We start from the raw sequence: 21,440 nt of genomic DNA on the forward strand, positions 1-21,440 counted from the left end.
GTCTCTTTTTTGTTTATAAGCCCCGGGGGTTGCCCGGGGTTTTCCCCCGCCCTGTAGAACCGGTTGGGGGCCCCCGCACCGGGGGCCGGGGCCCCCCGCCGTCGGGGGGCCCCGCCTGTTCGTACCGACCCGGTCAGGGCCGGGTCAGGGCACGGTTCACACCGACCCGGTCGGCTCAGCGCCGGCCGGCCGGCTCCGGCATCCCGTGGGCGCCGGCCACCGGGGCCTGGCCCTCGCCGTGACCGTGGCCGTGGCCGTGGCCCGGGGCGTCCGCGTGGCCGGGCCACCAGGCGCGGTGGCCGAGCAGCGCGGTGAGCGCCGGGGTGAAGAACATCGCCATCACGAAGGCCGCGATGAGGATGCCGATGGCGATCGAGAAGCCCATCTCGCTCATCATCGTGTTGCCGGCCAGCAGCATGGTGGCGAAGGTCGCGGCCAGGATGAACCCGGCGGCGGCCACCGTCGGGCCGGCGTGCCGGATCGCCTGGCTCGCCGCCTCGCGGGGGCTGCGGCCCTCCTGGGCCTCCTCGCGCAGTCGGGCGATCATCAGGATGTTGTAGTCGGTGCCGAGCGCGACCACGAACAGGTAGATCAGGATCGGCAGCATGAACATCAGGCCCTGCTCGCCCTTGATGTTCTGGAACAGCAGGGTGGTGGCGCCGAGGGTGGCGCCGAAGCCGAGGCCGACCGAGGCCATCAGGTACCAGGGGGCGACCACGCTGCGCAGCAGCAGTCCGAGGATCACCATGATCAGGACGGCGGCTATCGGGAAGACCAGGCTGTAGTCGTGGGCCATCGCCGTGTTGATGTCCTTGTACACGGAGGTGGTGCCGGCGACGTAGGCCTTGGTGCCGGCGGGCGCGTGGTCGTGGGCGACCTTGCGGACCTCGCCGATGGTGTCGATGGCCTTGTTGCTGGCCGCCTCGTCCTTGAGGACGACGGTGATGTCGGCGGTGAGCCCGTCCTTGCTGACCCCGTGCTCCGGGTCCGGCAGGGCCGCGCTGGAGACGCCGTCCACCTTGCCCAGGTCCGCCACGTAGCCCTTGAGGCCGGCGACGTCGATCTTGTTGCCGTTCTGGCTGGTCAGGTAGATGTGTGCGGGGTCGGCGGCACCGGCCGAGTAGGCCTTGATCATGGTGTCCTGGACGACCATCGACTCCTTGGTCTTCGGCATCGAGCTGCCGGCCATGTCGAAGGTGCCCTGGTAGCCGAGCGCGGCGACCGCGAGGCCGGCCATCACCAGGCCGGAGAGCAGGGCGGCGGCGCCCGGGCGGCGGCCGACGCTGCGGCCCATCGCGGCGAAGCGGGCGTTGGACGGCTCGCGCTGCCAGGCCTTGGAGGGCCAGAACAGGACCTTCTCGGGGATCAGGCAGAGGATCGCGGGCACCAGGGTGACCGAGGCGATCGCCGTGACGGCCACCGCGATGGCCAGCGACGGGCCGAGCGCCTTGAACATGCCGAGGCTGGACAGGACGAGCACGGCGAAGGCGACCACGACGGCACCGGCGGCGGAGGCGATCGCCTCGCCGACCCGGCCGACGGCGTTGGCGACGGCCTGCTTGCGGTCGTCACCGGCCCGCAGCCGCTCGCGGTAGCGGAACATCAGGAACAGGAAGTAGTCGGTACCGACGCCGTAGAGCACGACGGTGAGGATCTGTTCCATCGAGTTGTCGGCCTTGAGCCCGAACAGCTTGCTGGCGTCCGCGATCAGGCCGTTGGCGACCATCGAGTAGATGATCACCGAGAGGATCGGCAGCAGCGCGATGATCGGGCTGCGGAAGATGATCCCGAGCGTGAGCAGGATGATCACGACCGTGCCGAGGCCGATGAGCATGCCGGCCGTCTTGCCGGCGTCCTTCTGGTCCAGGTTCATCGCGGCCGGGCCGCCGACCTGGAACTTCAGGGTGCTGCCGGAGGCGAGCGCGGTGCCCTCGTCGCGGAGCTTCTTCGCGGCGTCGGTGAACTCGTCCGACTGCATCTTGGTCTTGTCGATGGAGACCATCGACATCGCGTACTTGTGGTCCTGGGAGTAGGACGCCGGAGAGACCGGGACGACCAGCTCGACCAGCGGGATCTTCTTGTCGGCCAGCCCCTGGGTGACCTTGGCCATGGTCGCCGCGTCGCCCTCGTCCAGCTTGCCGCCGTCGGTGCGCTCGAAGAGCAGCAGCGCGGAGGGCGAGATGTTGGACGGGAAGGCCTTCTGCTGGAGCTCGGCGGCCTGGATGGACTCGTAGTGCTTGGGCAGGAAGGCGGCCTCGTCGGTGTTCGCCTTCAGCGGCGGGGCGGTCGCGACGATCGCGACCGCGGCGATCAGCCATGCGCCGATCACCCACCAGGGGCGGCGTACGACGAATTGTCCTAGTCGGTGGAACATGCTCGTGTGCCTCCTGGGCATGGTTCACCGCAGCCCTTGGGGGACGGGACGCTGGGCGACGGCAGGACCGGCGCGGGGAGTGCCGAGGGCACTCCCTTGCCGGTCGGCAGGTAAGTAGGTTTGGGGCATCATCCTACGAGTACTTGCTTGCCGCCCGGCAAGGAGCCCCCGTGTGCTTCAACCCCCGTCGGGCCGCCCGAAGCGGCCCCGGCCCAGTCTCTCCCGGACGCACCCCTCCTGACCTCGTGCTCCGGGTGGAGTCATCTCCCCCTCAGGGTGGAGGAGCATCCCCTACCCCCCAGGAGGAGATCTCGGGGTCGGAGGGTAGGGAAAACCCCACCCGGGCCCCGAAGGAAGCACCAGGAAACGGCCACCCGCCAGCCGGATTACCCGTCAGGACCGGCTTCCCTACTGTCGATCGGGACGCCGGAGCGCAGCCGGCGCACCCCAGAGCGGCGGTCCCCCGACCCAGGGCCCCGCCGCTCCCGTCCGGCGACGACCGCCGCTCTCCCAGGGGGGAAACCACCGTGAAGCCCGTGAAGTCCAGACTCGGCCTGGCGGCCGCGATGGGCGCCTGGAGTGCCCGGCACCGCAAGACCGCCGTGTTCGGCTGGCTGCTCTTCGTCGTCCTGGCCGCCGCGCTCGGCTCCGCCCACGGCAGCGTCAGGATCACCGACGCCGAGTCGGTCCCCGGACAGGTCTCCCGGGCCGCGCGGATCCTCGACGAGGCCGGGCTGAAGAGCCCGGCCGGCGAGACCGTCCTGGTCCAGAGCGCCACCCGCACCGCCGACGACCCGGAGTTCCGCACCGCCGTCGGCCAGGTGGTCGCCGCCGTGAACGGCACCGGCCGGGCCGCCGAGGTCCGCTCGCCGTACGACACCAAGGCGGTCTCCGCCGACGGCCACTCCGCGCTCGTGACGCTGACCCTCAAGGGCGACCGCACCGAGGCCGCGGACCAGGTCCAGCCGGTGCTGGACGCGGTGGCCGGCGTGCAGAAGCAGCACCCGGACCTCACCGTCGTCCAGCTCGGCGACGCCAGCTCCGGCAAGTGGATGCGGGACCAGGTCGGGAACGACTTCGCCCGCGCCGAGTGGACGGCCGTGCCGCTCGCCCTCGGCATCCTGCTGGTCGCCTTCGGCGCGCTGGTCGCCGCCGTGCTGCCGGTGGTGCTCGCGCTCACCGCCTTCGTCGCGGCCGCCGGACTGGTCGCGCTCGGCAGCGGCTTCCTGCACACCAGCGGCGACGCCTCCTCGGTGATGCTGCTGGTCGGCCTCGCCGTCGGCGTCGACTACTGCCTCTTCTACCTGCGCCGCGAACGCGAGGAGCGGGCCGCCGGGCGCGACGCCGCCACCGCGCTGGCCGTGGCCGCCGCCACCAGCGGCCGGGCGGTACTGGTCTCCGGCGTCACCGTGGTGGTCGCCATGGCCGGGATGTTCCTCACCGGGATCGCCACCTTCAAGGCGATGGCCTTCGCCACCATCCTGGTCGTGATCACCGCCGTGCTCGGCTCGCTCACCGTGCTGCCCGCGCTGCTGTCGATGCTCGGCGACCGGGTCGAGAAGGGCCGGGTGCCGTTCCTCGCCAAGCTGCGCCGCCCGGACGCCGCGCGGACCGGCGGACGCTTCTGGAACGCGGTGCTGACCCCGGTGCTGCGCCGCCCGCTGGCCGCCACCCTGCTCGCCGGCGCCTTCCTGCTGGCCCTGGCCGCGCCGCTGCTCACCATGCACACCGCCAAGCTGACCTTCCAGCAGCAGCTGCCCGCGGGCAACGCCCTGGTCGCCGCCTCGCAGAAGATCGAGGCCGCCTTCCCCGGCAGCCCCGCCCCCGCCACCGTCGTGATCAAGGCCGCCGACATCGACTCCCCCGCGATGACCGCCGCGATCGCCGACCTCAAGGCGAAGGCCCTGGCGAGCGGGCGGATGCACGGACCGGTGGAGGTCACGGTGCACGCCGACAGGAACGTCGCCACCGTCGACATCCCGCTCAACGGCACCGGCAACGACGCCACCAGCAACGACGCCCTGAGGGCCCTGCGCGAGGAGCTGGTGCCCGCCACCGTCCTCACGGTGCCCGGCACCGAGGCCCCGGTCACCGGCGACACCGCCGGGTCGTACGACTTCAACCGGAAGATGGGCGACTCGATGCCGCTGGTCTTCGGCTTCGTGGTCGCCCTCGCCTTCCTGCTGATGCTCACCACCTTCCGCTCCCCGGTCGTCGCGGCCACCGCCGTGGTGCTCAACCTGCTCTCGGTCGGCGCCGCGTACGGGGTGCTGACGCTGGTCTTCCAGCACGGCGTGGGCGCCTCGCTGCTGGGCACCGCCGGGGTCGGCGCGGTGGAGTCCTGGGTGCCGCTGTTCCTCTTCGTGATCCTCTTCGGGCTCTCGATGGACTACCACGTGTTCGTGGTCTCCCGGATCAAGGAGGGCCACGACCGCGGCCTGCCGACCCGGGCCGCGATCGCCGACGGCATCCGCTCCACGGCCGGGGTGGTCACCAGCGCCGCGGTGATCATGGTGGCGGTGTTCTCGGTCTTCGGCTCGCTGTCCATGCAGGTGATGAAGCAGATGGGCGTCGGCCTCGCGGTCGCGGTGCTGATCGACGCCACGGTGATCCGCGGGGTGCTGCTGCCCTCGGTGATGACCCTGCTGGGGGACCGCAACTGGTACCTGCCGCGCTGGCTGAACTGGCTGCCGGACCTCTCCCACGGCGAGCCCGTCCCGCCGGCCGACGCCGACCGGGGCCTGCCCGCCCAACCCGTCGGGCCGACGGAGGGGGCCCGCCACCGCCGGGCCGGGGTCTGAGCCTCCCCGGCCTCCCCGACCCGTTCGACCTGTCCGACCCGTCCAGCTTGTCCCACCCGCCCGACGCGTCCGGTGCCGGGCCCCGCAGCGCGCGGGGCCCGGCGTCCGTGCGTCATGATGATCACCGTCCGGGGTCCCCCGGATGAACGTCGGCGGAATGGGAACCCCAGTCATGATCCCCTTCGACGAGGGCCGCGCCCGGCTGCTCCTCGCCCAGGCCTGCGAGTCGGCCGGGCTGGCCGCCCCCGACGGGGCCACACTGCTCGCGCTCGGCGAGAACGCCGTCTTCGACCTCGGCGACCCGGCCGTGGTCGCCAAGGTCGGCCGCGGTCCCGAGCTGTACGACCGGGCGCACCGGGAGCTGGCGCTCGCCCACTGGCTGGCCGGCCAGGACGTGCCGGTGGTCCACCCGTACGACGCGGTGGCGCCCGAGCCGCAGCTGGCCGACGGCCACCCCGTCACCTTCTGGCACCGGCTCGCGCCCGCCGTCCGGCCCGCCCGCCCGGTCGACCTCGCCCCGCTGCTGCGCGCCCTGCACCAGCTGCCGCCGCCGCCCTTCACGCTCGGCCGGCGCGACCTGCTGGCCCCGGTCGAGCGCTGGCTGGCCTCCGCCGAGGGCCACGTCGACCCGGCGGACGTCGCCTTCCTGCGCCACCGCCGCGACGCCTTCGAGGCCGCCCTGCCCGACCTCGTCCCGCGGCTGCACCCCGGGGTGATCCACGGCGACGCGCTGCCGCGCAACATCCACGTCGGCCCGGACGGGCCGGTGCTGCTCGACCTGGAGTTCATGGCGAACGACCTGCGCGAGCACGACCTGGTGGTCCTCGCGCTCAGCCAGGACCGGTACGGCGTGCCCGCCGAGGAGTACCGCGCGTTCACCGAGGCGTACGGCTGGGACGTGCGCGAGTGGCCGGGCTTCACGGTGCTGCGCGGCGCCCGGGAGACGGCCAGCGCCTCCTGGGTGGCGCAGCAGGCGGCCAGCAACCCGGCCGCGCTGAAGGAGTTCCGGCGCCGGGTCGACTCGCTGCGGGACGGGGCCACCGAGGTGCGCTGGTACCCGTTCTGACGGGCGCCTCCGGTACCCGCGGCGGCGCGGGGCCGCCACCGGGGCGAGTGTGAGAAGACTCTTACGGCGGTTCGGTCCGGTCGGCAACCGGTGCACGTACGATCGGCGTCCTATCGGACAGTCATCCTGACCCGAGAGATCGGCACCGTACTCGCACCTCAGGAGCCGCCGCCATGCACCGGACCGCCCGCCGCCCCTCCGCCCCGAACCGACTGTCCCGATCCCGGCGCCGGCTGCTCGCGGGCTGTGCCGCGGTGGCCGCCGCCCTGGGGCTGGCCGCGTGCGGGACCGCCAGCGGGGCGCTCCAGCCGCCGAGCGCGGCGGCGACCTCCGGGACGGCGTCCCCGGCCGACGCCCGGCCGAGCGGGACGGCGGCGACCGCCCTCACGCCGACCCCCGGCTCCGACGCCGTACCGCCGGGCGCGGGCTCCCCGGCGGCCTCCCCCGCCTCCCCTTCCTCCCCGTCGGCGCCGGCCAAGCCGCACCCGACCGCGGCCACCGGCACGCCCCTCTCCGCCACGCCCACCGCGCCGGCCACCCCGACCGCACCGGCCGCCGACCCGTCCTCGCCCGCCGCGCCGCCCCCGCACACCGGGGCGGGCACCGTGATCGGCTCCACCGCCTCCGGCGGCCGCACCGTCGCGCTCACCTTCGACGACGGCCCCGGCCCCGCCACCGGCCAGGTCCTCGACCTGCTGGCCCAGTACCACGCCAAGGCCACCTTCTGCCAGATCGGCCAGAACGCCGCCGCCAACCCCGCCATGGTCAAGCGGATCCTGGCCGCCGGGCACCGGCTCTGCGACCACAGCGTCCACCACCCGCAGCCCTTCGCCAAGCTCCCCCACGACAAGGCCGCGTACGAGATCACCGCCGCCCGGAACATGATCCTCCAGGCGGGCGGCCCCGGCACCGAGGTCGGCTGGTTCCGCGCCCCGGGCGGCGGCTTCAACGCCGACAACGAGCACATCACCGCGAGCCTCGGGATGTCCTCGCTCGGCTGGTCCGTCGACCCGCGCGACTGGGCCCGCCCGGGGACGCCGGCGATCGTCTCGGCCGTGCAGAAGCAGCTCAAGCCCGGTGGCGTGGTCCTGATGCACGACGGGGGCGGCGACCGCGGCCAGACCGTGGCCGCGCTCAAGCAGCTGCTGCCCTGGCTGGTCGCCCAGGGCTACACCTTCGACTTCCCTGCCGCGTAGGGCCGTCGGGGCCCGCCGCCGCGGAGTTTCCCCCTCGTTCACCGACCGGACGGCGGGCGCGCGTACCGCCCGCCCCGGCCGTCGCACTAGCCTCCGGGCATGACTGCCGGTCCCCCGTCGAGCAAGCAACTCCCGTACCTGGAACCGCGCCTGGGCTTCGGCCGGGCGGTCGCGGCACTGCTCCTGCTGGCGCTGTGCGCGGTGGCCGGCCGGCTGTTCGCGGCCGGGGTGGTCGCCTACCGGGAGCCGGAGACCTGCACCCAGCAGCTCTGCCTCGGCTCGGCCGCCACCCAGGCGTACTGGGCCGGCGCCCTGTTCTGCTGGCTGACCGGCATGCTGGCGGCGGGCCGGGTCGGCCGCTCCCCCGGAGCCGGGGCCCCGAACCGGCTTCCCCCTGGCGGCATGCTCTTCCTCGCCCTGCTGCTCGGGCCGCTCGGCGCGGCCTTCGGCCCCGGCGGACCGTACCGGCCCGCCCTGCCCGCCCTCGTGATCCTGGCGGCGCTCACCCTGCCGCTGGTCGTCCACTCCGAGTCCCGGCTCCGCGCGCAGCACCGCGCCTACCGCGCCGCCCGGACGGTCGCCGACCGGCTCGCCGCCCACGGGGTGAGCACCGCCGGCACCGTCACCGCCGTCCAGCCCGGCGAGCCCAGCGGCTACGCCCAGCCCCAGTTCCGGCTCACCGTCGGCTACACGACCCCCGACGGCGTCCAGCGCAGCCTGGTCTGCGCGATCCGCATCCAGGCCTACCTCGCGCCGAGGGTCGGACAGCTGATGACCGTCCGCTACGACCCGCTCGCGCCGGACACCGCCGAGGCCGCCATCGTGCCCCCGCCGGGGGGTGTCCGACCGCAGGCCTAGGTGTTCCGTCCCGTGAGGTCGGGGACGCGGCCGGCGGGCCTCACCGGGCGGGCCAGCGCGGGTCGACCACCGCCTGCGGGTCCTTGCCGCGGCGCAGCCAGGCCTGGAGGCCCTCGGCCCACTGCCGGTACCAGTCGATCTGCCGGCGGTGCAGCTCCGCGAGCGGCACCGCCCCCACCTCGGCCGGGTAGCGCCCGGCCAGCGCGACGGCGACCCGGACGGCGGCCAGCGCGTCGCTGCCCGCCTCGTGGGCGTCCGTCAGCTCCACCCCGTACAGCTCGCAGACCCGTTGCAGGGTGCGCGAGCCCTTGCGGTACTTGTCCACGGCCCGGTCGATCACCAGCGCGTCCAGCACCGGCCCGACCGGCCGCCCGAGGCGCTCGGCGAGCGTCGCCAGCCCGTGCCGGCGCAGCTCGGCGTCGAGCAGCGACAGGTCGAACGGCGCGTTGAACGCCACGACCGGCCGCCCGGCGGCGATCCGCTCGCACAGCGCGGCGGCTATCTCCTCCACCGCCTCCTTCGCCGGCCTGCCCTTGCTCCGCGCCACCTCGTCCCCGATCCCGTGGATCGCCTCCGCCTCGGCGGGTATCGGCACCCCCGGGTCGATCAGCCAGTGCGCGGCGTCCACCCGGGCGGCCCCGACGGTGTCCACGAGCGCGGCCGTGACGATGCGGTCCACGGCCGGGTCGGTGCCCGTGGTCTCCAGGTCGAAGCCGACCAGTGGCTGCTGCCACCAGCTCATCAGGTGTGTCCTTCCGTCCTGCCTCTCGAAACAGCCCCTATCATCACCCGCCCCACCGACAACCCGTCCCGCGGGGAGCCCGATCATGGACCCGATCGCCCTACGCTGTCCCTCGGACCCGCACGAAGGAGCCGACCATGAGTACCGCCCCGAACCTGCCCGTGCCCCCTCACCGGCACGACGAGCCCCATCCGCTGCGGACCATCAGAGAGATCCGCGGGTCACTGCCCGAGGACCAGGTCGAACACTTCGACGCCGAGCTCGCCGACACCGACATCGACGCGCTTCCCGCGATGCTGCACCGCTGGGCGACGCTGGGCACCGACGGCTTCCTGGACTTCCTCCTGACGACGCCCTTCGACGGGCTGGAGTTCGGGGCGCGCTCCTACGACGACGAGGGCGACCCCGAGTGACCTATCTGCTGGACACGAACGTGGTCGCCGAAATCACCACGCGGCCGAAGCCGGCCCCCGCCGTCATCGCATGGGCCCGGTCCGTCCCGGCCACCGAGCACTCCCTCAGCGTCATCACCGTCGCGGAGATCGAGGCAGGCGTCAGAGCCGTCTCCGACCCGGCGCGTCAGGCCGCTCTCGGACGGGTCCTCGACGGCCTCCGGGCGGAGTACGAGGGGCGGATCGCCGTCATCGGAGAGCGGGAGGCCGCCGCATACCTCTCCGTTCACCGTCGACTCAAGAGCCTCGGGGCCACCATCGATCCGCCCGACGCGCTGATCGCGGCCACGGCCATCGCGAACGGCTGGACGCTCGTCAGCCGCAACGTCAAGCACCTGGCGCGGACCGGTGCGACCGTGCTGAACCCGTGGACGTACTGACAGCCCGTCACGCCCGACCCGGCCGGGCGTGACGGGAGGCACGCGCTACCGGGCCGGGGGCCGGGTGGGGAGGGCGAGGCGGGTGGGGAGGACGCTGGAGGCGACGGCGAGCAGCAGGCACAGGAGGGTGCTCACGGCGAGCGGGGTCCAGGGCAGGCGGAGGGGGACGGCGGCCTGGCCGGCCAGGACGCGGTGGTCGAGCAGCGCGGTGGTGCCGTACTGGGTGAGCGCGGTGACGGCGAGGGCGAGCAGGGCGGCGGTGGCGACGACCAGGGCGGCCTCCAGTGCGACCATCCACGTCACCTGGCGGCGCACCGTCCCGGCCAGCCGCAGGACGGCGAAGTCGCGGCGGCGGTCGGCGGTGCTCATCACCATGGTGTTGACGATGGCGATCAGCGCGTAGAGCAGGGCGGGCCCGAGGATGGTGGTGGTGGCGATCCAGGCGTAGTGGGCGCCGGGGTCGGGTCCTGGGTCGCGGGCGTCGGTGAGGGTGCCGCCGAGCCGGTCGGCCGGTTCGGCGTCGAGGTGGACGGCGGCGGGGCGGGCGTCGGCGAGGTGGCCGGCGGTGGCCTCGCCGCTGAGCAGGACCTCGTCCAGGCCGAGCTGGGTGCGGTAGACCAGGGCGAGCCGCAGGCTGGTGACGGTGCCGTCGGCGAGGCGCAGGTTGACCTGGTCGCCGAGCTTCCAGCCGTGGCCGCGGGCCTGGTCGGTGGAGGCGGCGAGGGTGGCGCCGTGCAGGTCGGCGGCGCTGCCGTCGACGGCGGGCAGGGTCCAGGCGGTGGCGAGGTCGCCGTCGACGACGGTGGCGGCGGAGGGCACGCTCGCGGGCGAGTCCTCGCCGTGGTCGTCGAAGTCGGCGGTGGCGGCGCCGAGGCCGGTGACCACGGTGGCGGTGGTGGCGGTGGCGTGCAGGTCGGGCCGGGCGGCGGTGAGCCGCTGGGCGGCGTCGGCGGGCAGCGGGGCGGCGCCGGGGCGCAGCACGTACCGGGCGGCGGTGGTGGCCCGGTTCTGGGCGGTCATGGCGTCGGCGAAGGCGGCGGTGGAGCCGATCACGGTGCCGGTGAGCGCGATGGTGAGGAAGGCCGGGGTGGCGGTGGAGACGGTGCGGCGCACGGCGGTGAGGGCGTTCTGCCGGGCGAGCAGCGGGGCGGCGGCGACGGCCCGGGTGAGCGGGGCGCTGAGCAGCCGCAGCAGCGGCGGTACGACGGCCGGTGCGAACAGGGCGAGCGCGGTGATGGCGAGCAGGTCGGCGCCGAGGACCCACTGGGAGGCGAGTTGCGGGTCGGCGGGCTGGTCGCCGGGGGCGGCGGGCAGGGTGGGCGCGGCCAGGTAGTAGCCGACGGTGGCGGCCAGGGCGGTCAGGCCGAGCAGCGCGCCGGTCCAGCGCAGCGGGGTCATGACCCGGCGGTCGGCGGCGGCGTCGCCGAGCGCCTCGACCGCGCGCACCCGGCCGGCCCGCAGGGCGGCGGTGACGGCGCCGAGCAGGGCGACGAGCAGGCCGACGGCGGCGGCGAGCAGCATCGGCCCGGCGGCGGGGCGCGCGGTGAACCCGTCGGGGGCGGCGCCGCGGGCGGCCAGCCAGGCGGCGAGGGCGGGGGCGCCGGGCAGCGAGAGCAGGCAGCCGCTGACGGCGGCGGCGAGGGCGACGACGGCGGCCTCGCCGGTGATCAGCTGGACGATCTGCCGCGGTGTGGCGCCGACGGCGCGCAGCATCGCGATCTCCTGGCGGCGCTGGGCGACGGCGAAGGCGAAGGTTCCGGCGACGACGAAGACCGCGACGAAGGCGGCCATCGCGGCGGTGAACTGGAGCACCTTGTGCAGGGAGGGCGCGCCGAGCGGGGAGTCGTCGCCGGCGGTCTCGTTCAGCAGGCTGCCGGTGGTGGCGACGAGCAGGACGCCGAGGGTGAGGGCGACGTAGGAGCCGGCGAAGGCGGCCTTGCGGCGGCGCAGGCTCGCGGCGGCGACGGGCAGCAGGGTGAGCGGTGAGGTCATGCCGCCGTCTCCAGGGCGGTCATCCGCTCGGCGACCTGCTGGGCGGTGGGGCGGGGCAGGTCGTCGACGATCCGGCCGTCGGCGAGGAAGAGGACGCGGTCGGCGTAGCCGGCGGCGACGGGGTCGTGGGTGACCATGACGGTGCTCTGGCCCTCGCGGTCGACGAGGTCGCGCAGCAGGGCGAGGACGTCCCGGCTGCTGGCGGAGTCGAGGGCGCCGGTCGGCTCGTCGGCGAACAGCATCCGGGGCCGGGTGATCAGGGCGCGGGCGATGGCGACGCGCTGCTGCTGGCCGCCGGAGAGCTGGGAGGGCAGGTGTCCGGTGCGCTCGCCGAGGCCGACCTGGGCGAGGGCCTGGCGCACCTGCGCGGGGACGGGTCGGCGGCCGGCCAGCCGCAGCGGCAGGCCGACGTTCTGTTCGGCGGTGAGCGAGCCGACCAGGTTGAAGGCCTGGAAGACGAAGCCGATCCGTTCGCGGCGCAGCACCGTCAGTTCGGTCTCGCCCATCCCGGAGAGGTCGGTCCCGTCCAGGGTCACCCGGCCGCTGTCGGGCCGGTCGAGGCCGGCGCAGCACTGGAGCAGGGTGCTCTTGCCGGAGCCGGAGGGGCCCATGACGGCGGTGAAGCCGCCGCGGGCGAACTCGACGTCCACCCCTCTGAGTGCCCGTACGGCCTCCGGCCCGGTTCCGTAGGTGCGGTGTACGTCGTCGAGGCGCAGTACGGCCCCGCTCTCCCCCGTGATCTTCACGGGGGCTACACCTACCACGGGGGTCACGGCCCTGACCAGGGCGTTTGGGGGAATCGTTATGCCGTCAGCCGCCCTGCCCCGGCGCGGACTTCGGCTTCGCGGACTCCGGTCCCGCCGACGGGGCGGTGCAGGTGGACGTCGACCGGGTCCTCGTGGACGACGGTGAAGCCGTGGCGTTCGTACAGCCGCTGGGCGGCGCTGCCGCGGAGGACGATGAGGCGAAACGGTTCTCCGGCGGCGTCGGCCTCGGCGAGGAGGTGGCGCAGGACGGCGGTGCCCAGGCCCCGCCCCTGGAGGTGCGGGGCCAGGTAGAACAGCTCCAGGTGGCGTCCGCCCCGCTCGTCGGGGCGGACGGTGACGCAGCCGGCGAAGGCCCGGTCGACCAGGAGCACGGAGGTGTACCTGGTCGAGAAGGACGCCCGCACCCGCTCGCGGGAGCGGGCCGGGTCCCAGCGGCCGAGGCGTTCCAGGTCGGCGCGCATGACCCGGGCCTTGAGGTCCGTGACGGGTTCGAGGTCGTCGGGGGTGGCGGGGCGCAGGCTCCAGGCGGGGTCGCTGTTCACGGCCCGCAGTCTGGCAGCCGCGCCGCCGCCCCGACCAACCGGCCTAGGAGACGGACCGGGAGTCGGCCCAGATGCCCTCGAACTCCTCGCGGTAGACCTCCAGCAGTCCGGGCTCGGTGCCGCCGGGCTGCTGGCCGGCGCCGCCGCGCAGGACCAGGGCCGGGGACTCCATGCCGCGGGCACGGCGCAGGTAGGGCTGGATGACGCCGAGGTCGCGGCCCTGGCGGCGGCCGCCCGCCTGGCCGGGCGTGCGGGGGCCCTCGACCAGGTAGGCGGTGAAGCGCGGGGTCTCGTCGAAGACCCGGATCTCGAAGCCGCCCTGGTCCCGCAGCCGGGCCCGGACCCGCCGTACGTGCATGATGTTCATCTCGATGGAGCGGGACAACTCGCTGCGCCCGAGGCCGAGTTCGCGTTCGCGGCGGCGGACGGCACTGCTCGCCGGGTTGAGGAAGAGCAGCCGGACCCGGCAGCCTTCGCCGGCGAGGCGCACCAGGCGCTTGCCGGTGTAGTTCTGGCAGAGCATGCCGAGGCCGATGCCGAGCGCGTCCAGCCGCCGGGCGCCGTCCAGTAGATCCTCGACGGGCAGGTCGCGCTGGAGCCGGACCCGGTCGGCGTGGACGGCGACGACGTCCGCGTACCGGCCGGCCACCAGGGACTCGACGACGTCGGCGGGCACCCCGCCGGCGCCGCCGTCCAGGACGGCCAGCAGCCGGGCGGCGGCGCGTTCGGTCTGGGCCAGCACGGTCTGGGTGAGCACCCGGTTGCGGGAGACGACGTGCCGGGCCACCTCCAGTTCGTCCAGCGCCAGTTCGATCTCGCGCCGGTCGGCGAGGTACGGCTCGAAGCAGGGCCAGTGCTGCACCATCAGCTCGCGCAGCTGGGGCAGGGTGAGGAAGACCAGCGGGTCGTCGTCGGCGGGGTCGAGCAGGTAGCCCTTGCGGCGGCTGACCTCGCGCACGGCGCCGGCCCGGTGCGCCCACTCCTCGCCGGCCGGGCCGGCCGCGGCGGTGACCCAGTCCTCGCCGTGGGCGGGGGCGTAGATCGGGTGCAGCACCTCGTCGACGAGGGCGCGCAGCCGCTGCTCGACCAGGTTGAGCCAGACATAGGCGCGGCCGGAGAGCCGCACCCGCTGGTAGGCGTCCTCCCACTCGGCGGCCGACCAGGCCAGGGCGGGTATCTCGACGGGGCCGCTCTGGGCGGGCACCAGGGCCCGGCCGGTCAGGGTGGGGCGCATGACCACCGTGGGCGCCTCGCTGCGGGCCGCGCCCCGGCCGGGCCCGTCGGGCCCGGTGCCGCGGCCGCCGGCGGGGAACACCATGCGCCACCTCATCTGGTCGCCGCACCGACCCCCGCGGGCGCGGGGACCGTTGACGGGCTGTCGGGAGTCGGCCCAGGCGGCCGGACGATCAAGGGTACTGCCCGTCGCGAGCCGCCCGCAGCCGGATGCCCGGGGGCTCTCCCGCACCACCGGGAGCACTCTTCACACGAATGCCCGACGGGCGCTCGTTCGGCCCAACCCGGGCCGGATCTCCCGGACGCCGGGGGAGGGCTCGGGGAGTATGCGCTGTGCCGCGCGTCACGGCGACTGTGCCGTGCGTCACGGCGCACGCTTGCGCACATGCCCGGCCGTCCGGCCGGGAAGAGAGCGTCCGGGTCCGGGCGGACGGCTGGGCCATTCATCGGACTACACGTCAGTTTCCGTCGGCAGCAAGGAAGTTGAGGAGTCATGCAGGTCTGGCCCGGTACTCCCTACCCGCTCGGCGCCACCTACGACGGGGCCGGCGTCAACTTCGCGGTGTTCTCCGAGAGCGCCGACCGGATCGAGCTGTGCCTGATCGCCGAGGACGGCTCCGAGACGGCCGTCGAGCTGCGCGAGACGGACGCCTTCGTCCGGCACGCCTACCTCCCGGGCATCCAGCCCGGCCAGCGCTACGGCTTCCGCGTGCACGGCCCGTACAACCCGGGCCTGGGCCAGCGGCACAACAGCGCCAAGCTGCTCCTGGACCCGTACGCCAAGGCGATGAGCGGCCACATCGACTGGGACGAGTCGGTCTACGGCTACCACTTCGGCGCCCCCGAGCGCCGCAACGACCTCGACTCCGCCCCGCACACCATGCACTCGGTGGTCGTCAACCCGTACTTCGACTGGGGCACCGACCGCCCGCCGCGCACCGACTACCACCGCACCGTCATCTACGAGGCCCACGTCAAGGGCCTCACCCGGCTGCACCCGGGCATCCCCGAGGAGATCCGCGGGACGTACGCGGGCCTGGCCCACCCGGCGGTGATCGAGCACCTGGCCAAGCTCGGCGTCACCGCGATCGAGCTGATGCCGGTGCACCAGTTCGTCCGCGACCACCGGCTGCGGGACCTGGGCCTGGCCAACTACTGGGGCTACAACACCGTCGGCTTCTTCGCCCCGCACTCCTCCTACTCCTCCACCGGCGACCGCGGCCAGCAGGTGCAGGAGTTCAAGTCCATGGTCAAGGCGCTGCACGCGGCCGGGATCGAGGTGATCCTGGACGTCGTCTACAACCACACCGCCGAGGGCAACCACCTGGGGCCGACACTGTCGCTGCGCGGCCTGGACAACGTCTCCTACTACCGCCTCGCCCGGGACCAGCGCTTCTACGAGGACACCACCGGCACCGGCAACAGCCTGCTGATGCGCAGCCCGCACGTGCTCCAGCTGATCATGGACTCGCTGCGCTACTGGGTCACCGAGATGCACGTCGACGGCTTCCGCTTCGACCTCGCCGCCACCCTCGCCCGGCAGTTCCACGAGGTGGACCGGCTCTCCTCCTTCTTCGACCTGGTCCAGCAGGACCCGGTGGTCTCCCAGGCCAAGCTGATCGCCGAGCCCTGGGACCTCGGCGAGGGCGGCTACCAGGTGGGCAACTTCCCTCCGCTGTGGACGGAGTGGAACGGCATGTACCGGGACACCGTGCGGGACCTGTGGCGCGGCGAGACCGCCGCCCTCGCCGAGTTCGGCTCCCGGCTCACCGGCTCCTCCGACCTCTACCAGGACGACGGCCGCCGGCCGATCGCCTCGATCAACTTCGTGACCTGCCACGACGGTTTCACCCTGCGCGACCTGGTCTCGTACAACGAGAAGCACAACCAGGCCAACGGCGAGGAGAACCGGGACGGCGAGTCCTTCAACCGCTCCTGGAACTGCGGCGTCGAGGGTCCCTCCGCCGACCCGGCCGTCGAGGAGCTGCGGGCGCGCCAGCAGCGCAACCTCATCGCCACCCTGATGCTCTCCCAGGGCGTGCCGATGCTCTCGCACGGCGACGAGCTCGGCCGCACCCAGCTGGGCAACAACAACGCCTACTGCCAGGACAACGAGCTCACCTGGGTGCACTGGCCGCAGGACGACGGGCCGCAGGCACGGCTGCTGGAGTTCACCCAGGGGATGATCTGGCTGCGCCGCGACCACCCGGTGTTCCGGCGGCGGCGGTTCTTCCACGGCCGGCCGGTGTCCGGGCGGCCGGGGGCGGCCGGGCCCGCCTCCGCCGTACCGGGCCGGGGCGGGCACGGCGGAGGCGCGCAAAGCCCGGGCGGGCCGGCCGTCGGCGGGTTCGACGACCTCACCGACATCGCCTGGTTCACCCCGGCCGGGGAGGAGATGACCAAGCGCAACTGGGGCGCCAGCTACGCCAAGTCGCTGACCGTCTTCCTCAACGGCTACGCGATCTCCGAGCCGGACCGGCGCGGCGGGCGGATCGTCGACGACTCCTTCCTGCTGCTGTTCAACGCCCACTTCGAGCCGCTGGAGTTCACCGTGCCCGCCGACCACGGGCAGGAGTGGCAGGTCGTGGTCGACACCGCCCGGTCCCGGCTGCCCGCCCCGGGGACGGGCGCCCGGGTCAAGGCCGGGGACTCCCTCTGGCTCACCGACCGCTCGCTGATGGTGCTGCAACGGCCCGCGTAGCACGGTGACGGCGGCCCCGGACCGGCTCGTACGGGGGCGCGCGGCGCCGTCGGACGGCCGGGGCGGTCACCTGTTCGGGTCAGCAGCGGGTCTTGGCGGCGGCCTCCCCCGGGTACCTATGGAGCTATGACCCCCGCCGCCGAGCCCGCGCAGCCCCGCCCGGCCGCCGCCGTCCCCTCGTCGTCGTACCGCCTCCAGCTCCAGCCCGGCTTCACCCTCCGCGACGCCACCGCCGCCGTCCCCTACCTGGCCGCCCTCGGCGTCTCCCACCTGCACCTCTCCCCGCTGCTGGAGGCCGTCCCCGGCTCCACCCACGGCTACGACACCGTCGACCACACCCGGATCAGCGAGCAGCTCGGCGGCGAACCGGCGCTGCGCGCGCTGGCCGCCGAGGCGCACCGCCACGGCCTGCGGCTGATCGCCGACGTGGTGCCCAACCACATGGCCGTGCCCGCCCCCGAACGGCTCAACCGGCCGCTGTGGCAGGTGCTGCGCGACGGGCCCGACTCGCCGTACGCGCACTGGTTCGACATCGACTGGACCGCCCAGCCGGGCCCCGCCGACGCCCCCGGGCGCGGACGGGTGCTGCTGCCGCTGCTCGGCGACCGGCTCGGCGCCGTGCTGGACCGGCTCACCGTGGACGGCGACACCCTGCGCTACCACGAGCACGAGCTGCCGCTGCGCCCCGGCACCTCCGGGCTCCCATTGGAGGAGCTGCTCGCCCGCCAGTGGTACCGGCTCGCCTGGTGGCGCCTGGCCCGCACCGAGCTCAACTACCGGCGCTTCTTCACCGTCAACGAGCTGATCGCGCTGCGCGCCGAGGACCCGGAGGTGTTCGCCGCCACCCACGCCGTCCTGCTCGCCCTGCACGCCGACGGCGTCCTGGACGGCTTCCGGATCGACCACCCCGACGGGCTCGCCGACCCGCGCGGCTACCTGCGGCGCCTGGCCGACGCCACCGGCGGCGCGTACGTGGTGGTCGAGAAGATCCTCACCGGCGAGGAGCGGCTGCCCGAGGACTGGCCGGTGGCCGGCACCACCGGCTACGACGCGCTGCGCCGGATCGACGGCGTGCTCCTCGACCACGCGGGCGCCTGCCGGCTGGCCGGGGCGTACGAGTCCTTCCTGCACGGCGGCCCGGTCCGGGACCTCTGCGCGGACCCGCACCCCGCGGTCGCCGAGGCCCGGCGCGGGCGGGCCGACATGACCGGGCCGGACGGCGAACTCGCCGCCGAGGTCGAGCGGCTGGTCCGGATCGCGCTGCGGATCGGCGCCGCCGAGCCCGCGCACGCCGACCACGCGCCGGGGCAGCTGCGCGCGGCGCTCGGCCGGCTGCTCACCGGCTACCCGGCGTACCGGCCGTACGCCCGGCCCGGCGAGGCCGTCCCGGCCGCCTCGGCGCGGCAGCTGCGGGCCGCCCTGGACGGCTCCGCCGACCCGACCGACCGGCTGGTGGCCGCGCTCGCGCTCGGGGAGCTGGGCCGCGGCGCGGACAAGGACGAGTTCTGCGCGCGCTTCGCCCAGACCGCCGCCGCGGTGGCCGCCAAGGGCGTCGAGGACACCGCCTTCTACCGCTGGAACGCCCTGCCCGGCCTCAACGAGGTCGGCGGCGAGCCGGCCCGGCCCGGACTGCACCCGGCGGAGTTCCACGACTGGTGCCGCGCCCAGGAACGCACCTGGCCGCACGGCATGACGGTGCTCTCCACCCACGACACCAAGCGCAGCGCCGACGCCCGGGCCCGGCTCGCCGTGCTCGCCGAGCGGCCGGACGCCTGGGCCGCCGAGGTCGACGCCTGGTCCACCGCCGCGGGCCCCGCCGCGCCCGGCCTCGACCGGGACGCCGACTGGCTGCTCTGGCACACCCTGGTCGCCGCCTGGCCGATCGACCCGGACCGGCTGGCCGCCGCCCTGCTCAAGGCCGTCCGCGAGGCCAAGCTGCACACCTCCTGGACCGCCCCCGACCCCCGCTACGAGCGGGCCCTGGAGCAGCGCGCCCGCTCCGTCCACGGCAACCCCGGGCTGCTCCCCCGGGTCGAGGGCGCCGTGCACGCCCTCGCCCCGTACGCCCGCGCCAACACCCTGGCCGCCGCGCTGCTGCACCTCACCGTGCCGGGCGTGCCGGACCTCTACCAGGGCGGCGAGGAGCCGCTGTACACCCTGGTGGACCCGGACAACCGGGGCGTGGTGGACCTCGGCGCGCTGGCCGTGCGGCTCACCGACGCGGCCGCGCCGCGCCCCGGCGACCTCGCCCGGGAGAAGCTGCACCTCACCGCCACCGCGCTGCACCTGCGCCGCTCCCGGCCGCTCGGCTCCTACCGCCCGCTGCCCGCCGCCGGCCCGGCCGGCGACCACCTGCTGGCCTTCGCCCGGGGCGCGGACGTGGTCACCGCCGTCACCCGGCTGCCGTACGGGCTGGAGCGGGCCGGCGGCTGGCGCGACACCGTGCTGGAGCTGCCGGCGGGCGGGCCGTGGACGGACGAGCTGACGGGGCGGGGCTTCCCGGCGGGCGCGGTGCCGGTCGCGGAGCTGCTGACGGCGCTGCCGGTGGCGCTGCTGACGAGGAGGGGCTGATGCCGGTCTACCAGGTGTGGGCGCCCCGCGCCGCCACCCGGGTACGGGTCGAAGTCGACGGCACGGCCCACGAGTTGGCCCGCTGCCCGGACCGGGACGGCTGGTGGTCCGGCGGGGCCCCGGCGGGCGACTACGCCTTCCGGCTGGACGACGGCCCGCCGCTGCCCGACCCGCGCTCGGCCCGGCAGCCGTACGGCCCGGACGGGCCCAGCCGCGCCGTGGACCACGCCGGGTTCCGCTGGTCGCGGACCGGCTGGCACGGCCGGGCACTGCCCGGCGCGGTGCTGTACGAGCTGCACGTGGGCACCTTCACCCCCCGCGGCACCTTCGAGGCCGCCGCCGAACACCTGGACCACCTGGTCGAGTTGGGCGTGGACTTCGTCGAGCTGATGCCGGTCTGCCCGTTCCCCGGCAAGCACGGCTGGGGCTACGACGGGGTCTCGCTCTGGGCCGTCCACGAGCCCTACGGCGGGCCCGAGGGGCTCAAGCGCTTCGTGGACGCCGCCCACCGCAAGGGCCTCGGGGTGGTGCTGGACGTCGTCCACAACCACCTCGGCCCGTCGGGCAACTACCTTCCCGCGTACGGGCCGTACTTCACCGACCGGCACCACACCCCGTGGGGCGCGGCGGTCAACCTGGACGCGCCCGGCTCGGACGAGGTGCGCGCCTACCTGATCGGCAGCGCGCTGGCCTGGCTGCGCGACTACCGGATCGACGGGCTGCGGCTGGACGCCGTGCACGCCCTCGCGGACGACCGGGCCGTCCACTTCCTGGAGGAACTCTCCACCGAGGTAGGGAAGTTGGCGGCCGCCACCAACCGGCCGCTGTTCCTGGTCGCCGAGTCCGACCGCAACAACCCGGCCACCACCACCCCGCGCGAGGCGGGCGGGCAGGGCCTCACCGCCCAGTGGAGCGACGACTTCCACCACGCCCTGCACTGCGCGCTCACCGGCGAATCCCACGGCTACTACCGGGACTTCGCCCGCGAGCCGCTCGCCGCCCTCGCCCGGACGCTCACCCGGGGGTTCTTCCACGACGGCACCTGGTCCTCCTTCCGCGGCCGCACCCACGGGCGCCCGTTCACCCCGCTCGACGCGGGCCACCGGCTGCTCGGCTACCTCCAGACCCACGACCAGATCGGCAACCGGGCGCTCGGCGACCGCGTCTCGGCCGGCCTCTCCCCCGGCCGGCTCGCCTGCGGCGCGGCCCTGGTGCTCACCTCGCCGTTCACCCCGATGCTCTTCATGGGCGAGGAGTGGGGCGCCGCCACCCCCTGGCAGTACTTCACCGACCACACCGACCCGGACCTCGCCGAGGCCGTCCGACAGGGCCGGCGGCGGGAGTTCGCCGAGCATGGCTGGGCCGCCGAGGCCGTCCCCGATCCGCAGGAACCCGCCACCGTGCTGCGCTCGGTCCTCGACTGGACCGAGCTCCGGCGCGCCCCGCACAGCGAACTCCTCGCCTGGTACCGGCAGTTGATCCGGCTGCGGCGCGAGCGGCCGGAACTGTCCGACCCCGACCTCGGCGCGGTGCGGGCGACCCACGACGAGGCGGCGGGCCTGCTGGTGGTGCACCGGGGGCCGTACCGGATCGCCGTCAACCTCGGGCCGCGGGAGGCCGCGCTGCCGCTGGGGGCCGCCGGGCGCGAGGTGGTCGCGGCCTTCGGGGCGGCGGAACTGGAGGGGACGGCGGTGCGGGTGGCGGCGGACGCGGTGGCGATCGTGCTGACCTGAGCCGTCGGCCGACCCGACCGGCTCACCCGGCC

15 protein-coding genes are annotated in these 21,440 nt (G+C 74.7%); 9 read left to right on the plus strand and 6 right to left on the minus strand.

What is annotated here, in order from left to right; translation table 11 throughout:
- Window positions 1-175 precede the first annotated feature (175 nt).
- Entirely contained in the window at window positions 176-2,374 is a 2,199-nt protein-coding gene (locus tag ACFCY1_RS07825) for an MMPL family transporter (RefSeq protein ID WP_375873924.1), read from the minus strand.
- 566 nt (window positions 2,375-2,940) lie between these two features.
- Here ACFCY1_RS07825 and ACFCY1_RS07830 point away from each other — a divergent pair.
- From ACFCY1_RS07830 to ACFCY1_RS07845, 4 genes are all read left to right on the plus strand, one after another.
- Window positions 2,941-5,175, plus strand: a complete 2,235-nt coding sequence (locus ACFCY1_RS07830; RefSeq protein WP_375874007.1) for an MMPL family transporter — start codon at window positions 2,941-2,943, stop codon at window positions 5,173-5,175.
- 157 nt (window positions 5,176-5,332) lie between these two features.
- Window positions 5,333-6,241: a phosphotransferase enzyme family protein gene (locus tag ACFCY1_RS07835; RefSeq protein WP_375873925.1), complete on the plus strand. Its 909-nt coding sequence runs from the start codon at window positions 5,333-5,335 to the stop codon at window positions 6,239-6,241.
- A 173-nt stretch (window positions 6,242-6,414) separates the two neighbouring features.
- Window positions 6,415-7,437 carry a polysaccharide deacetylase family protein gene (locus ACFCY1_RS07840; protein ID WP_375873926.1) on the plus strand — a complete coding sequence of 341 codons (1,023 nt, stop codon included), beginning with the start codon at window positions 6,415-6,417 and terminating at the stop codon, window positions 7,435-7,437.
- Between the two features lie 99 nt (window positions 7,438-7,536).
- Window positions 7,537-8,295, plus strand: coding sequence for a DUF3592 domain-containing protein (locus ACFCY1_RS07845; protein ID WP_375873927.1), 759 nt, complete (start codon window positions 7,537-7,539; stop codon window positions 8,293-8,295).
- Window positions 8,296-8,335: 40 nt separating this feature from the next.
- Here the strand turns inward: ACFCY1_RS07845 and ACFCY1_RS07850 are convergent, their stop codons facing one another.
- Entirely contained in the window at window positions 8,336-9,037 is a 702-nt protein-coding gene (locus ACFCY1_RS07850) for an exonuclease domain-containing protein (RefSeq protein ID WP_049659490.1), read from the minus strand.
- Between the two features lie 137 nt (window positions 9,038-9,174).
- Between ACFCY1_RS07850 and ACFCY1_RS07855 the strand changes: the two genes are divergently transcribed.
- Together ACFCY1_RS07855 and ACFCY1_RS07860 are read left to right on the plus strand one after the other, a co-directional pair.
- Window positions 9,175-9,450, plus strand: coding sequence for a hypothetical protein (locus ACFCY1_RS07855; protein WP_375873928.1), 276 nt, complete (start codon window positions 9,175-9,177; stop codon window positions 9,448-9,450).
- Entirely contained in the window at window positions 9,447-9,869 is a 423-nt protein-coding gene (locus ACFCY1_RS07860) for a type II toxin-antitoxin system VapC family toxin (protein WP_375873929.1), read from the plus strand. Before ACFCY1_RS07855 ends, ACFCY1_RS07860 begins: the two co-directional genes overlap by 4 nt.
- A gap of 45 nt (window positions 9,870-9,914) precedes the next feature.
- On the opposite strand, the gene ACFCY1_RS07865 is transcribed toward ACFCY1_RS07860, so the two are convergent.
- The 4 genes from ACFCY1_RS07865 to ACFCY1_RS07880 form a co-directional block, all read right to left on the minus strand.
- A complete protein-coding gene (locus ACFCY1_RS07865; protein WP_375873930.1) occupies window positions 9,915-11,861 on the minus strand; it encodes an FtsX-like permease family protein in 1,947 nt (648 codons plus the stop codon).
- Window positions 11,858-12,601, minus strand: coding sequence for an ABC transporter ATP-binding protein (locus tag ACFCY1_RS07870; RefSeq protein ID WP_375874008.1), 744 nt, complete (start codon window positions 12,599-12,601; stop codon window positions 11,858-11,860). Before ACFCY1_RS07870 ends, ACFCY1_RS07865 begins: the two co-directional genes overlap by 4 nt.
- 62 nt (window positions 12,602-12,663) lie before the next feature.
- On the minus strand, window positions 12,664-13,170 hold the full coding sequence (locus ACFCY1_RS07875; protein ID WP_375873931.1) for a GNAT family N-acetyltransferase: 507 nt from the start codon (window positions 13,168-13,170) through the stop codon (window positions 12,664-12,666).
- 43 nt (window positions 13,171-13,213) lie between these two features.
- Window positions 13,214-14,488, minus strand: a complete 1,275-nt coding sequence (locus ACFCY1_RS07880; protein WP_063780326.1) for an SAV2148 family HEPN domain-containing protein — start codon at window positions 14,486-14,488, stop codon at window positions 13,214-13,216.
- A gap of 408 nt (window positions 14,489-14,896) precedes the next feature.
- Between ACFCY1_RS07880 and glgX the strand changes: the two genes are divergently transcribed.
- The 3 genes from glgX to treZ all read left to right on the plus strand — a co-directional run bounded on the left by glgX (window position 14,897) and on the right by treZ (window position 21,408).
- On the plus strand, window positions 14,897-17,104 hold the full coding sequence (glgX, locus tag ACFCY1_RS07885; RefSeq protein ID WP_375873932.1) for a glycogen debranching protein GlgX: 2,208 nt from the start codon (window positions 14,897-14,899) through the stop codon (window positions 17,102-17,104).
- Window positions 17,105-17,230: 126 nt separating this feature from the next.
- Window positions 17,231-19,675, plus strand: a complete 2,445-nt coding sequence (gene treY / locus ACFCY1_RS07890; protein WP_375873933.1) for a malto-oligosyltrehalose synthase — start codon at window positions 17,231-17,233, stop codon at window positions 19,673-19,675.
- Window positions 19,675-21,408, plus strand: a complete 1,734-nt coding sequence (gene treZ / locus ACFCY1_RS07895; protein ID WP_375873934.1) for a malto-oligosyltrehalose trehalohydrolase — start codon at window positions 19,675-19,677, stop codon at window positions 21,406-21,408. The genes treY and treZ overlap by 1 nt, the downstream gene beginning before the upstream one ends.
- Window positions 21,409-21,440 lie beyond the last annotated feature (32 nt).

Origin of the sequence: Kitasatospora sp. NPDC056273 (genome assembly GCF_042268845.1) — a bacterium.
Taxonomy (GTDB): domain Bacteria; phylum Actinomycetota; class Actinomycetes; order Streptomycetales; family Streptomycetaceae; genus Kitasatospora.